12 protein-coding genes are annotated in these 13153 nt (G+C 49.4%); 8 read left to right on the top strand and 4 right to left on the bottom strand.

The features are described 5' to 3' along the window. Positions 1-11: 11 nt before the first annotated feature. The 3 genes from HP570_RS18700 to HP570_RS18710 form a co-directional block, all read right to left on the bottom strand. Positions 12-2420 carry a 3-hydroxyacyl-CoA dehydrogenase/enoyl-CoA hydratase family protein gene (locus HP570_RS18700; protein ID WP_173626713.1) on the bottom strand — a complete coding sequence of 803 codons (2409 nt, stop codon included), beginning with the start codon at positions 2418-2420 and terminating at the stop codon, positions 12-14. 360 nt (positions 2421-2780) lie between these two features. Further along, entirely contained in the window at positions 2781-3902 is a 1122-nt protein-coding gene (locus HP570_RS18705; RefSeq protein WP_173626714.1) for an S-layer homology domain-containing protein, read from the bottom strand. 449 nt (positions 3903-4351) lie between these two features. Then, positions 4352-4768 carry a hypothetical protein gene (locus tag HP570_RS18710; RefSeq protein ID WP_015893134.1) on the bottom strand — a complete coding sequence of 139 codons (417 nt, stop codon included), beginning with the start codon at positions 4766-4768 and terminating at the stop codon, positions 4352-4354. A gap of 152 nt (positions 4769-4920) precedes the next feature. On the opposite strand from HP570_RS18710, the gene HP570_RS18715 reads away from it, so the two are divergent. The 7 genes from HP570_RS18715 to HP570_RS18745 all read left to right on the top strand — a co-directional run bounded on the left by HP570_RS18715 (position 4921) and on the right by HP570_RS18745 (position 10891). Further along, a complete protein-coding gene (locus tag HP570_RS18715) occupies positions 4921-5538 on the top strand; it encodes a hypothetical protein (RefSeq protein WP_142497019.1) in 618 nt (205 codons plus the stop codon). A 427-nt stretch (positions 5539-5965) separates the two neighbouring features. Continuing rightward, the gene (proB, locus tag HP570_RS18720; protein ID WP_173626715.1) at positions 5966-7066 is read left to right on the top strand and encodes a glutamate 5-kinase; all 1101 of its coding nucleotides are present in this window, start codon (positions 5966-5968) and stop codon (positions 7064-7066) included. A gap of 38 nt (positions 7067-7104) precedes the next feature. After that, a complete protein-coding gene (locus HP570_RS18725) occupies positions 7105-8373 on the top strand; it encodes a glutamate-5-semialdehyde dehydrogenase (protein ID WP_173626716.1) in 1269 nt (422 codons plus the stop codon). A 20-nt stretch (positions 8374-8393) separates the two neighbouring features. After that, positions 8394-9236, top strand: coding sequence for a pyrroline-5-carboxylate reductase (gene proC, locus HP570_RS18730; RefSeq protein WP_173626717.1), 843 nt, complete (start codon positions 8394-8396; stop codon positions 9234-9236). Positions 9237-9314: 78 nt separating this feature from the next. After that, positions 9315-10121, top strand: a complete 807-nt coding sequence (locus HP570_RS18735) for a hypothetical protein (protein WP_173626718.1) — start codon at positions 9315-9317, stop codon at positions 10119-10121. Between the two features lie 103 nt (positions 10122-10224). After that, the gene (locus HP570_RS18740; RefSeq protein ID WP_173626719.1) at positions 10225-10545 is read left to right on the top strand and encodes a ferritin-like domain-containing protein; all 321 of its coding nucleotides are present in this window, start codon (positions 10225-10227) and stop codon (positions 10543-10545) included. Between the two features lie 13 nt (positions 10546-10558). Continuing rightward, entirely contained in the window at positions 10559-10891 is a 333-nt protein-coding gene (locus HP570_RS18745) for a spore coat protein (protein ID WP_015893141.1), read from the top strand. A gap of 42 nt (positions 10892-10933) precedes the next feature. Here the strand turns inward: HP570_RS18745 and HP570_RS18750 are convergent, their stop codons facing one another. After that, on the bottom strand, positions 10934-12382 hold the full coding sequence (locus HP570_RS18750; protein ID WP_173626720.1) for an aminotransferase-like domain-containing protein: 1449 nt from the start codon (positions 12380-12382) through the stop codon (positions 10934-10936). 147 nt (positions 12383-12529) lie between these two features. On the opposite strand from HP570_RS18750, the gene HP570_RS18755 reads away from it, so the two are divergent. Then, positions 12530-13144 carry a LysE/ArgO family amino acid transporter gene (locus tag HP570_RS18755; RefSeq protein WP_173626721.1) on the top strand — a complete coding sequence of 205 codons (615 nt, stop codon included), beginning with the start codon at positions 12530-12532 and terminating at the stop codon, positions 13142-13144. Positions 13145-13153 lie beyond the last annotated feature (9 nt).

The following is a 13153-nucleotide window of genomic DNA, read 5'->3' on the forward strand; positions in this document are numbered from 1 at the left end:
CCTCCCTCTCCCTAGTTACGCAAAGGCTTGTTCTTGGTCAGCATGTGCTGCATCCGTTGCTGGCTTTTCGGCGTCTTGATCAGTTCGAGGAACGCTTGCTTTTCCAGCTCCAGAATGTAGTTCTCTGTCACTTCTGTACCCGCTGGCACGTTACCACCGGACATAACATAGGCAACTTTGCTTGCGATCAGCTCATCATGCTCGGAAATATATCCACTCTTCTTCATGGCATAAATATTTTGGCGGAGGTTCGCATAACCCGTTTCACCGATGACGCGAATTTTGCGCGGCGCTGGCGGCGTGTAGCCTTCTTTATCCATCGTAAGCACGAGCTGCTTGGCATCGTATAGCTGATGATCAGCATTCACGCTGATCCGGTCAGTCGACCGCAGGTACCCCAGATTGATGGCTTCCTGACCACTCGTAGATACCTTTGCCATGGCAATGGCTTCAAACGCCTTCGCAACGAATGGGAACGGATCAACTGGCACGCTTCCTCCCTCTGGAACGTTTTCCATTGCTCGGAACAGCATCTCCTTCGTTCCTCCGCCACCTGGCAGAAGTCCTACCCCCACCTCTACCAGTCCGAGGTACGTCTCTGCCGATACCTGCACGCGATCCGCGAGATAGACCACCTCGACACCGCCACCCAGCGTCATGCCGAATGGTGCTGCTACCACTGGACGATGCATGTAGCGCAGTGCCCGTGCTGTTTTGTGGAAGTTCGTGACGAGCATGTCGAGCTCCAGCCAGTTCTCATCCTGCGCTTCCATCAATGCCATTGCGAGATTCATCCCGACGCAGAAGTTTTTGCCTTGATTACCGATGACCAGACCTGCGAAGTTCTTCTGCACTTCCTCTGCGGCCTGACTTGCCATGTGCAAGACATCCATCCCGAGTGCATTGTGCGGAGAGGTGAATTCCAGACATGCGACTCCATCGCCCAAATCAATCAAGGCGGCACCCGCATTTTTCTTGATTAGCTTGCCTTGTTCCTTAAGGGCTGCCAGGTTGATGTTTTCCTTGCTCTCTTCGACGTCCTTGTATGTGCCTCCGATGGAAAACACGCTGCGCTTCCCTTGCTCTTTTTGATAAAAGGAGGTTTTCCCACTCGCAAGTAGCTCTTCGACGAGGGCCGGAATCTTCTCGTTTTCCTCACGCATTTTTGCCACTGACTTTTCGAGACCGATGGCATCCCACGTTTCGAATGGCCCCATCTCCCAGCCGAAGCCCCACTTCATAGCCTGGTCAACAGAGACGATATCGTCAGCGATCTCATATGCCTTTTCAGCAGAGTACAGCAATACCTTTTTGAAGACACTCCAGACGAACTCACTGCCCTTGTCCTTGCCGTATGCGAGCGCTCTCAACTTCTCAGGCAGTGTCTTGGCTGTTTTGGCTGCTTCGAGGGAAGCAAACTTCGGCCTCACACTTGGACGGTATTCCAGCGTGTCAACCGACAGTGCCAAAATCTCTTTGCCTTTCTCCGTCTTCACCTGCTTGAAAAAGCCTTGCCCAGCTTTTTGCCCGATCCATCTTTTCTCCACCATTTGCAGAACGAACTCCGGCACTTCAAAAACAGAGCGCTCCTGCTCATCCGTGCTTTTATTCCTGACGTTACCCGCCACATGCACGTACGTATCCAGTCCCACGACATCGAGTGTGCGGAACGTCGCGCTCTTCGGACGGCCGATGACCGGACCTGTCAACGCATCTACCTCATCTACCCCAAGCCCCAGTCGCACCATTTCGTGGATCGACACCTGCAATCCATATGTACCGATCCGATTGGCGATGAAGTTCGGTGTATCCTTGCAAACGACCATTCCTTTTCCGAGCACATGCTCACCAAAATGCTTCATGAAAGAGATGACCTGCGGATCTGTATCAAGACCTGGAATCAGCTCCAACAGCTTCAAGTAGCGCGGTGGGTTAAAAAAGTGCGTGCCGAGGAAATGCTTGCGGAAGTCATCCGAGCGTCCCTCTGCCATTTCATTGATAGAAACCCCAGACGTATTGGAAGACACGATGGTCCCTGGCTTGCGATGCGCTTCTACCATAGCGAAGACGCTTTTCTTCACTTCGATGTTCTCGACAACTACCTCAATAATCCAATCGACCTCGCTCAAGCAAGAGAGATGATCCTCGAAGTTACCAACTGTAATCAAGTCGATGTTCTTTTTATCGTAGAGCGGCGCCGGCTTCTCCTTCAAAAGTCGGTCTCGGCCCGCTTGTGCTATCCGGTTTTTCACCACGCTATCAGACAAAGAAAGTCCTTTATTACTCTCATCTGCTGTCAATTCACGCGGCACGATGTCCAGTAAATAAGTGGGAATACCGACGTTGGCTAAATGTGCTGCGATCCCGGCGCCCATGACGCCTGAACCGAGAACTGCCGCCTTGCGAATTTTGCGTTCCATCTCCAAATCCTCCTTTTTAAAAAACCTAGTCATGACTGATTCATGGTCAAAAAGAATGGCCTCGCAACAGTGAATACCTAATATTCAGACTAGCAGAGTATTTTTAAAACTTCTACTTTCTCCATAGATATTCCTGTGTGCGTCAGCACATGTCTCGTATTGAATGAATGCTCATTCAGTATGTGGGTTAAAAAATGACATCCCACGTTTTGGCTGTTTTACACGCCCGGAGATGCTACGCTCCCACCAACTGAATCACCGTTCAGTTTTTATTGTAATCGAAAATTCTGTCAGTTGCAATCGTCACTTCATGAAAGAAAAGAAAAGGGGCACACTGTTGTCCGGTCCCCCTTTTCTGAGCTATTTTTGTGTGTAAATCAGCGCAGTGATCTTGCGTCCGTATGCGTTGGACGTGTCTTCTTCCAATCGGTATTCAATCTGGAAGTCTCCGTTTTTCGGGTCTAGATAATGAGCAATCACCCAAAGGATTTTCGAATTGTTTTCGTCTGCCTTGACTGATACTTTTACCGGCCCGTTGTACGTAGGCACTTGCTCCAGCTTTGCCATGCTTTTTATCGCATCGTCTGTAAAGAGTGCAGACAGTTGCTTCTGATTTTTTGTTTCGTACGCCAAATTCGCTGCTCGTAAATACACCTGCGCGATGTGCTTCTGATTCGCAGGTGAACCCCGGAACTGCGAAGCTACATCCATCCGGTAATAATCAATCAGTCGATCCATCACAACGATGTATTCTGCACGCGTCAGGATCTTGTTCGGAGAAAAGGTCTTCTCTGTGCGAAACAGATTGAATTCCCGGATCGCCAGTGGATATGGTGAATATGTATCTCGATAGAATCGGTCGCGCTTCCATTCGTAATAGCTGTTAAAGAAAGAGACTGTATCTTGTGGTTTAATATTGGCCGTACGGAATTTTTGTGGGGCCATCATATGAAACAATATCAAGCTGGCCTCTTCTCTCGTCAATGGCCACTGCATCCCGGCACTGGACATCCACCACTTCGGATTTTCCTTCTCTTGCTTTTTCATCAAGTGCCCGGTTTCAGCCAAATATAGATAGTACAGCATCCGGTCCCCTGGATCAAACTTGCCCAGATCGTCTGTTTCAATTTTCATCATGGTCTTTAGGTTGCTCAGCAGTTGATCTACTTCCCCCCGGAGTAGATAGCGCTGATCCAGGTTTGGCTTGCGTTCTGGCTTTTCTATCGGTCCGTATATTGTCTCAAATACGCGATTCAGCATAACCAGAGCTTCGCCTCGAGTAACTGGCTTGTTTGGGTAAAAAGGCTGATATCCCGTTCTTTTTACGATGCCGAGATCTGCCATTTTTTCGATCTGCTCACTTGCCCAATGTCCCTGTATGTCCGTATACATGCCAGGCGCAGACGCATTCGCATTCCCTGAAAAAACGCTTTGCACCACTAGCAGTGCCAAGAGAAAAACGATAGCAAAACGCTTTACCATGACTTACGATAACTCCTTTCTTTTCATGATCGTTTCCTTACTCCCTTTTTTTGGTAATTCTCCCCCGGTAGCATCCATTCCTGCCATATTGGTCTATTTTCCTGGGTCTGATCTCTCCCTTTCTTGTATCGGGATGAAAACGGAACTTTGTTATACTTTTTCAGAAGAAATGAAAAAGAGCCGCACTTTGTATGAGCGGCCCAATTATATTCTTTTTCTCTATGCGCTGACTATCCTTCAATCTGCTCTGACCAGCCTGGTCCCCTGGTCACAAGGGGTCCATATAAGAAAATGTTGATGAGGGTGAACAGGACGATAATCCCAAGAGCGGTCCCCAACATGGATGTCTCCAGCGAAAAACTGGCGAGGACGACTAGGCCTCCTGCCATAAGGCCTATAACCAGCGGGAATAGAAAAAGAGCCGTCGGTTATCCCAACGGCTCTCATGATTAGTTTTGTGGTACAAAGCTGCCATCACGAAGCATCGTCAACTCGCCCATCATGAATGCTAAATCTTCGTTTTCGTCAAACTTTCCACTTTCCTCCAAAGCTTCCAAACGACGCAGAAGCATGTTGGCAAAGTCTTGAATCTGTACCGGATGTCCCTCCGTATCGGCATCATCCAAAATGTCAAAACCAGTCAAGGCCTCCAAGTGGGTCACGATACGAAAACCGCCGATTTCCCCCAGTAACTCCGGCTTGTTCATTTTTGATTTCTCCAATTTTTGCAGCATGGACAAAATATCATTCGCTACCACGCTAGGGAAAGCAACCTGATAAAAGTTGCGATTTTTCGCTTCATCGGTTTTGATAATCAACACATCAATCCCGTCTGGTTTTTTTGCTTTTTTGCCAAACCCAAACATATATTCCACCTCAATCGTTCGATCTGTCCAACTCTCTCCATGATAGACATAATCCGAGAGTCAGACAACCCCTATCCATATATTAACTGGGCTATTTGTCTTTTTTGACACAAACGCTAACGTTAAACGACTGCTCTCAAGTGAGGTGCGCCATGAAAGTTAACTGGAAAAACTGGATGTTTATTCTCGTTCTCTCTTTGCTCGTCACAGGATGCATGACGCAAGTAAAGCAGGAGCATGCAAAAAACAAGGCCAAAACACAGAGTAAGCCTGCCGCGCAGTCTGCCATCCAAAAGCTTGGGGATAACAAAATGGATGTCGTCCTCTTTTTGAAACAAGCTGAGCATCAACTGGAAAATGTATATTACGCTGCCGCGGACAATGCCAAGGGCAAATCTGTAGTTGAGGATGGTCTCGTCTTTCGGGAATTGCCTAAGCGCTTCGACAGTAAAGACAAGATAACGGGGTACTTCAGTCGTTTTTGGAGCCGTCCACTGGCAGAAGCCATGTACGACAACATGACAACCAAGCTGGTGAAGGAAAAGGTATACGTAGCAATCCCACGCGTCGACTATCCGACTTTGATCTCGGTTCGAAACACGACTGTTCAAAAAAACAATGGGGAACTCAATGTGACCGTGGAAGATGTAACCGATTCCTCCTTTGCTTCTGACCGCACGCTGCGCTACCGACTCGTGCGCGATCAAAAGACGAAACGGTTCGAAATCAAATCACGGATGGGCGCTTATGGGAATGAACAATTTCAATAAGCCTCTTGACATTTCTTGCGGATCCAGCGAATAATAGTGAATTAATAAGCACATAGTGAGCGGCAATGACGGGGAATAGTAAAACCGCCCTTCAGGTCCAGAGAGCGAAATCCACCGGCTGAGAGGTTTCGTCCTTGAATCGGTTTGAACCCACCCCAGAGCATCCAGGGAAGACCTGGACAGGTTTCTTTCACCTGTTATCAAAGAAAGAGAGCCGGGCGTTTCTTGGCTGAAGTATGCCTTCAGTCCAAAACGTCAAATAAGGTGGTACCGCGTGAGGTTTTCAAGCCCTTTCGTCCTTATCAAAGAGACGAGAGGGCTTTTTTCTGTGAAAAACGTCTCGACGTTTTTCATAAAGGTGGATGCGACCGCTTGCGGTCAACAAAACGGTCATGACCGTTTTGTATGCAAGAAGGGGGTTTTGAACATGAAAAAGGGTAAATTGCGTTTGGTAGTAAAGGTGGGGAGCAGTTCGATTGCAGCAGCTACAGGCGGTGTTGATCCGGCGAAAATGTCGCTGCTCGTCTCCGCTATCAGCCAATTGCGCGAAGCGGGTCATCAGGTTGTCCTAGTCTCCTCAGGAGCTGTCGCCAGCGGGTATCAAAGTCTCGGCTATCAGCAGCGCCCCCGATCCTTGACAGCCAAGCAAGCAGCGGCAGCCATCGGGCAAAGCCTGTTGATGCAAACCTATACGCAAATGTTCGGCGCTCATAACTTCAGCGTGGCGCAAATCTTGCTCACACGCGGAGACTTTTCTCACAAGGAACGATATCAACACGCATTTTCTACGCTGTCACTGCTTTTAGATAAAAACATTTTGCCAATCATCAATGAAAACGACACAGTATCCGTAGCGGAATTGACCTTCGGAGACAATGATATGCTGGGCGCACTCGTTGCTGGTCTCATCCATGCCGATTTGTACATGATCCTGACTGATACGAATGGCCTGTATGACAAGGACCCGCGTTACCATGCTGATGCCAAACACATGGGCTGGCTCGAATGTGTGACGGACGAAATCGAGGCACTTGCAGGCGGAGCTTCCCAACTGGGAACAGGTGGTATGCGCTCCAAGCTGATCGCAGCAAAAACCGCCCAATCATTAGGAATTCCCAGCTTTATCGGAAAATTGACGAATCCCACTGATTTGCTCGATGTCCTTACTGGCAACGGGAATGGCACCTACGTCAGCTATCATCCAGAAGCATCTGCAACAAACAGCGTTCCTACTCGCAAGCAATGGATTGCGCTTCACTCCCCTATCCGTGGAAAAATAATGGTTGATAGCGGTGCAGCGGAAGCGATTTTGGAAAACAGCAAAAGCTTGCTCCTAGCAGGTGTCCGCGATGTATCCGGCATGTTCGAGCAAGGTGAGGTTATTGAGGTTTACTGTGAGGGGACGTTGATCGGTCGTGGTATCAGCAGATTTACCGCAGCACAGTTAAGTGATTTTCTTTCCCCTGATAACGTAACGCGACACAGCGGTACCGTTATACATCGAGATGAATGGGCGCCTGTCATCTAAACGAATCCATGTAGATAGAAAAAGGAGCTGGAGAAACCATGGAAAGCTTGAAGGAAAAAGTGCATACACAATTGAGCCTGGCCAAACAGGCTTCACGAAAAATGGCTATACTCTCTCGCAAACAAAAAGACGAGGTGCTCGTCGCAATCGGCAACCAGCTGCTGGCAGATGAGGCTGTTATTCTCTCCGAAAACGCCAAAGACATCGCCATCGCGAGAGCAGACGGTCAGCCTGCCTCCTATCTAGATCGTCTCTTGTTGACGCCGGAGCGAATAACACAACTCGTGGATAGTCTGGCGCAGCTGGTATCCCTCGATGATCCTGTCGGGGAACGGATCGACTCGTGGACACGACCAAACGGACTTTTCATCGAACAAATCCGCGTCCCTCTCGGCGTCATTGGAATGGTGTACGAAGCCAGACCGAACGTCACCGTTGACGCAGCAGCAATCGCCATCAAAACGGGCAATGCGATCGTTCTTCGTGGCAGCCACAGCGCTGTTCATAGCAATCTCGCGCTGGTGACTAGCATTCGTCAAGCGCTCAATGCGACCGGACTTGACGCGGAAGCGGTGCAGTACTTGCCTTTTGCCGAACATGCTTCTGTCGATTACTTGTGCACCGCCAATGGTCTCGTCGATGTCATCATCCCACGGGGTGGCGCAGGACTGATCCAGCGCGTTCTGCAAATCGCAAGCGTTCCTGTACTCGAAACAGGCGTTGGCAATTGCCACATTTATGTGGATGAAGCGGCTCACTATGACATGGCTGAAAGCATCGTGATCAATGCCAAAACAAGTCGTCCTGCCGTATGCAATGCTGCCGAAACACTACTCGTGCACCGCAGTTGGCCACAGGAAAATCAACGTACCTTGCTTCAAAAGCTCTTGGCGATGGGCGTTGAGCTCCGCGCTTGTGAGCGTACTATAGAGCTTCATACTGACCTCGCCGCACAACTGCACCAAGCAGCATCAGAAGATTGGGATACAGAATACTCTGCGCTGATTATGGCGGTTCGCACTGTCGATAGCCTGAGCGAGGCCATTGAACATATTACAGCGCATACTTCCGGCCATTCCGAGGCAATCGTAACGGAAGATGAAATCGCAGCCCGTCAGTTTTTGACTGCGATCGATGCCACAGCGGTTTATCACAACGCCTCTACCCGCTTTACCGATGGTGGAGAATTCGGCTTCGGTGCTGAGATCGGCATCAGCACGCAAAAATTACATGCTCGTGGGCCAATGGGCTTGCCAGCGCTCACTTCTTACAAGTATGTCGTACGCGGAAACGGCCAAATCCGATAGTCCAAGGGGAGGGAATCATCATGAGCAACCAAGCAACAGCGATTACAGAAGGGCGGATCGGTTTTCTCGGTGCAGGCTCGATCGTGGAGGCCATGCTTTCCGGTATCGGAAAGAAAGGGTTACTCCCTTCTGAGCGTATTTCCGTCACGAACCGTAACAATATGGAGCGTTTGGAGCAGTTGGCAAATGACTACGGAGTAACTGTTACTCAGGACAAATTTGACGTAGTCCGTTCTTCCGATATTTTGATTTTGGCTATCAAGCCGAAGGATGCCGCAGAGGCTTTGCTGGATTTGCGTGGGGTCGTTCGTTCCGACCAATTGATTATTTCGGTAATCGCTGGCGTCTCCACCAGCTTAATCGGCGAGTGGCTCGGCGCAGAGTGCCCGATTATCCGCACGATGCCCAATACATCGTCTGCGGTTGGTTTGTCTGCTACCGGACTATGCGCAAATCCGTTTGTCCAGAAAGAGCACCGCGAGTTGGCTACCAAGCTTTTCGAAGCAATTGGCACTGTATATGAAGTCGCCGAGGAAGAGCTGGACATCATTACTGGATTGTCTGGAAGCGGCCCTGCTTATATTTACTATTTGGTGGAGGCTATGATGGGGGCAGGTGCCAAAGCGGGACTGGATCGGGAAATGGCGCGCCAATTAACGCTGCAAACCGTGATTGGCGCGGCACATATGCTGCTCGATACACGCGAAGAGCCTTCGATTCTCCGCCAAAAAGTAACGAGTCCGGGCGGAACGACCCAGGCAGGGCTGGAAGTATTGGAAGCCTATCAGTTTCAGGAGGCTGTCACGGTAGCCATTCTGCGTGCTGCCGAAAGATCGAGGGAGATGGGGGCACAATACCAGTAAAGTCGTTTTGTCCCTCCTTCTTGTCATGTATAATAAAAATGATCAAGCATAGTCGAGAAAAATGACGAAGGAGGTCCCATGGAAATTTACGCCTTGTACGGCACCAGTGGAACAGGAAAAAGCACCAGTGCATTAGAACTTGCTCACCGAATGAACATCGACGCCATTATTGATGATGGCATCCTGATTTACCAGGGACGCAAGGTGGCTGGAACCTCTGCCAAATATGAGAAGACAAAAATTCAGGCGGTAAAACGAGCTATTTTTCATTATAAGGAGCACGCTGAAGAAGTACGGCGAAGTCTTGGCGAGATTCAACCAAGCCGACTACTCGTGTTAGGTACTTCGCAACGGATGATTGGTCGTATCGTTGAAGCGCTCCATTTGCCTTTTCAGGTGGACTTCATCCCGATTGAATCCATCAAGCCTCCGCAGGAAATCGAGGCTGCCCGCTACGTGCGGGAAACAATGGGCAAGCACACGATACCGATTCCGCGTGTGGAGGTAGAAAAAGATTTTCTCCAGCGTCTCATTTCTTCAGCCCAACAGATTTTTAGCTCGAAAAAAGAAGTCATTGGGGAAACAACCGTGGTTCATCCTCCATTTTCCGGTGGACGCATCATGATTCATCCTCATGTATTGCGAAAAATCGTGGAAGCGGCCTGCAACCAGTTTGACGAGGTCCAGCATGTTGTCAAGATCGTCTCCAGCTTTGAGGATTTACCCCGGTTTCAGGTTTCGATTGCTCTTCAACTGCCTTACATGACAAATATTCCAGCACTTATCTATGCCCTTCAATCTACGTTGTACAAAGAAGCTCACTATTGTCTCAATATCGCTCCTGCCAGCATCGACATCGTCGTTTCATCGCTGGAGCTAACCTAATCCGGTCCTTTGCGACCGGATTTTTTTTGGCTGCAATCCTCAGGGGTTACATCCTAACTTGTTGCTCATCCTATACATGATTCCATCTGAAAGGAGCAACCTTATGCCCTCCATCCTGTCTTCCAATCCCTTTGCTCAAGCTCCGATTCCCGAACCGCCTAAGGTCATTTCGACAAAGGACTTGAGCTATCTCAAGGATGCTTTGTCATGGGAACTGATCGCTTTCAAAAAGCTGCATGCTTTTGCACAGCAAGCTACTGATCCCCAGGTTAAGCAATGTCTGGAACAACAAGGACAAATGCACCAGCGACACTACCAAAAACTGCTGAGTCACCTGCAAAACAACAACACCGCAGTGATGGCGACCATTCCGCAGATGCAGTCCCAGCAACAGCAATCACAACAGCAACAACAAATGCAGTAAGGGAGGAATCGGGATGCCAAACCAAAACCAGATCGCCAATCCACAATCCGGTCAGCTGCCACAAGTAAAAGGTCCGCAAATGAACGATCGTGATTATCTCAACGATTGTTTAGCTACCTGCAAATACTTGACAGATAACTTTAACATCGCTGTTCGTGAAGCCAGCCACCAGCAGCTTTATGATGACATGCTGCAAATTTTGAATGAAACCCATCAATCAGCCCGCGATGCTTTCAATCTCATGTTCCAAAAGGGATGGTACAAGCTGGAGGCTGCCGAGCAACAAAAACTCCAGCAAGCTTATCAGCAGTTTAGCGGGTACTCCACACAGTTCCCTTATCATTGATATAGCAGAAGACACCTGACCCTAGCAGGTGTCTTCTTTTCGTTACCCCCTACCACGCAGGAGCTGCGCTATTACATATAACGCCTTTTCCATGTCGGCTTCTTCTGCGTACACGTAGGACAAACGAAGATGATGACTATCCGTCTGATCATAAACAAAGCCCGGATTTAACAGAACCCCTTTTGCCAGTGCTTCCGTAAAAAGCTTGCGCATCGAGACCGCCTGATGCAGACGCAGCCAAATGTAAAAACCGCCATGCGGAATATGCCAATCTGCCAAATCGTCAAACCAGCGAGCAAGGCATTCGCACATCCTGTCCCTTCTATGTCGCAGAGCTGCTCTAAGCTGATCCAGATGCCGGGAATATCTATCGCTTGTGAGCCATTCTCTCGCCACCCATTGGGAAATCGCACTCGCTCCGTAGTCCGTCTGCATTTTTACATCCGCGAGGCGTTCTATGACAGGCTCAGGACCTACAATCCAGCCGATCCGCAGCCCTGGACTGAGCGTTTTGGACAAGCTGCCCAAATATAAGACTAACCCGCTCTGATCCCTCGCCTTTAACGGCAATGGCCCCGGTTCGTCTAACCACAATTCTCCATAAACATCGTCTTCCAATACAGGCAGCCTCTCCCGCTCACATGCAGCCAGCACTTGATCCCTTCGGTTCTCTGACATACTAATTCCAGTCGGATTGTGGTAAGCCGAAATCGTATAGAGTAGTGCCGCGTTATGCGCCTGCTTTTGTCTTGTTAACACTTGGGGAGAGATTCCTTCCGCATCCATCGGTACACCAACCAGACGCATTCCCGATGATGGAAACAAAGGTAGAGAGAATAAATACGAAGGCTGCTCGAGCAAGATGGCAGATCCACGGTGAAGGATGCCAATCGATATCAACTGCAGGGCTTGAAGGGCTCCCGAAACGACCAAAATAGACGCTGGTGAAGCCTCGATCCCCCTGCTCCGCAAATGATCGCTGATCGCTTGGCGCAAAGATAACAGCCCTTTTGGCTCCGAATATCCGAGATGAGTCATTTTGCCCTGCAAGCTAGCCATGACCGCTTCCATCTCCGCAACAGGAATCAAGCTCGGCGACAGCTCACCAGTCCCTAAACGAATGTACCTCGGGTCTGGCTCATAACGATTGATATCCTGAATCGTCGGCGAATTGGGGAGATGCGCACCTGCTTGCACGTAGCCCAGCCAATTGGGTGGTGGCGCGGTCGTCAATAAGGACCACGTGTTGTTACTAACGACGGAGCCACTGCCTACGGTTGCTTCAATGAAACCATCCGCTTTTAGCTCTTCCAACGCCGTCACCACCGTACTGCGGTTTACCTCAAAGGCTTGCGCCAACGCTCGTTGTGTTGGCAATTTACTATTGATCGGCCATTCTCCACCTGCAATTTTCCCCTTCATATAAGCTACGATCTGCGCGTAGATCGGTATGTCAGATGATTTGTCAGGCTTCCAGTCTATCGTTAGCACAGGCACATTCCTCCTCGTCTGATCATTGTACAAATTGGTTGGTTTGGATGTAAACCAATTGGCTGGAGACAACAGATTCACAACCGTGAATAATGACAGTAATGCAAATGGCCTTTGCATCGAGAGAGAAACGGGGAGGAAACGATCATGCTGGAAGCGATTTTGCACGGTTTTGTGCTTGCTTTTGGACTTATTTTACCGCTCGGCGCACAAAATGTTTTCGTTTTTAATCAGGGGGCTCTACAACCTACATTACTTCGCGCCATGCCCGTCGTACTGACTGCGGCACTCTGCGATACCCTGCTCATTTTATTGGCAGTATTGGGAGTCTCTTTGGTTGTATTGACAGTCACATGGCTGAAAACGGTGCTGTATGTCGTCGGCTTCTTCTTTTTGGTGTACATGGGATATTTAACGTGGCGTAGCCGTCCAGATACTGAGGCTGGAGAGAAAGAGCGCTTTTCGGCCAAAAAGCAAATCATGTTTGCTGCCTCTGTCTCTTTGTTGAACCCGCATGCGATTCTCGACACGATCGGGGTCATCGGCACCAGCTCACTCAGCTATTCGGGAACAGAAAAGTGGGGCTTTACTGTTGCCTGCATCCTCGTATCCTGCTTCTGGTTTTTCAGCCTTTCTGTAGCTGGACGTACAGCAGGACGATTGGACCGGTCCGGAAAATTGCAGCGTGGCCTGAATATGGTTTCGGCTGTGATTATGTGGGGAGTGGCCTTCTATATGGCGGCCCAATTACTCATCTCGTAAAGAGTTCAT

It is taken from the genome of Brevibacillus sp. RS1.1 (assembly GCF_013284365.1).
In the GTDB taxonomy this organism is placed as follows: Bacteria; Bacillota; Bacilli; order Brevibacillales; family Brevibacillaceae; genus Brevibacillus; species Brevibacillus brevis_D.

Coding starts and splice junctions, on each gene's coding strand:
- HP570_RS18700 (WP_173626713.1), bottom strand. CDS start 2,420: ATGGAACGCAAAATTCGCAAGGCGGCAGTTCTCGGTTCAGGCGTCATG.
- HP570_RS18705 (WP_173626714.1), bottom strand. CDS start 3,902: ATGGTAAAGCGTTTTGCTATCGTTTTTCTCTTGGCACTGCTAGTGGTG.
- HP570_RS18710 (WP_015893134.1), bottom strand. CDS start 4,768: ATGTTTGGGTTTGGCAAAAAAGCAAAAAAACCAGACGGGATTGATGTG.
- HP570_RS18715 (WP_142497019.1), top strand. CDS start 4,921: ATGAAAGTTAACTGGAAAAACTGGATGTTTATTCTCGTTCTCTCTTTG.
- proB (WP_173626715.1), top strand. CDS start 5,966: ATGAAAAAGGGTAAATTGCGTTTGGTAGTAAAGGTGGGGAGCAGTTCG.
- HP570_RS18725 (WP_173626716.1), top strand. CDS start 7,105: ATGGAAAGCTTGAAGGAAAAAGTGCATACACAATTGAGCCTGGCCAAA.
- proC (WP_173626717.1), top strand. CDS start 8,394: ATGAGCAACCAAGCAACAGCGATTACAGAAGGGCGGATCGGTTTTCTC.
- HP570_RS18735 (WP_173626718.1), top strand. CDS start 9,315: ATGGAAATTTACGCCTTGTACGGCACCAGTGGAACAGGAAAAAGCACC.
- HP570_RS18740 (WP_173626719.1), top strand. CDS start 10,225: ATGCCCTCCATCCTGTCTTCCAATCCCTTTGCTCAAGCTCCGATTCCC.
- HP570_RS18745 (WP_015893141.1), top strand. CDS start 10,559: ATGCCAAACCAAAACCAGATCGCCAATCCACAATCCGGTCAGCTGCCA.
- HP570_RS18755 (WP_173626721.1), top strand. CDS start 12,530: ATGCTGGAAGCGATTTTGCACGGTTTTGTGCTTGCTTTTGGACTTATT.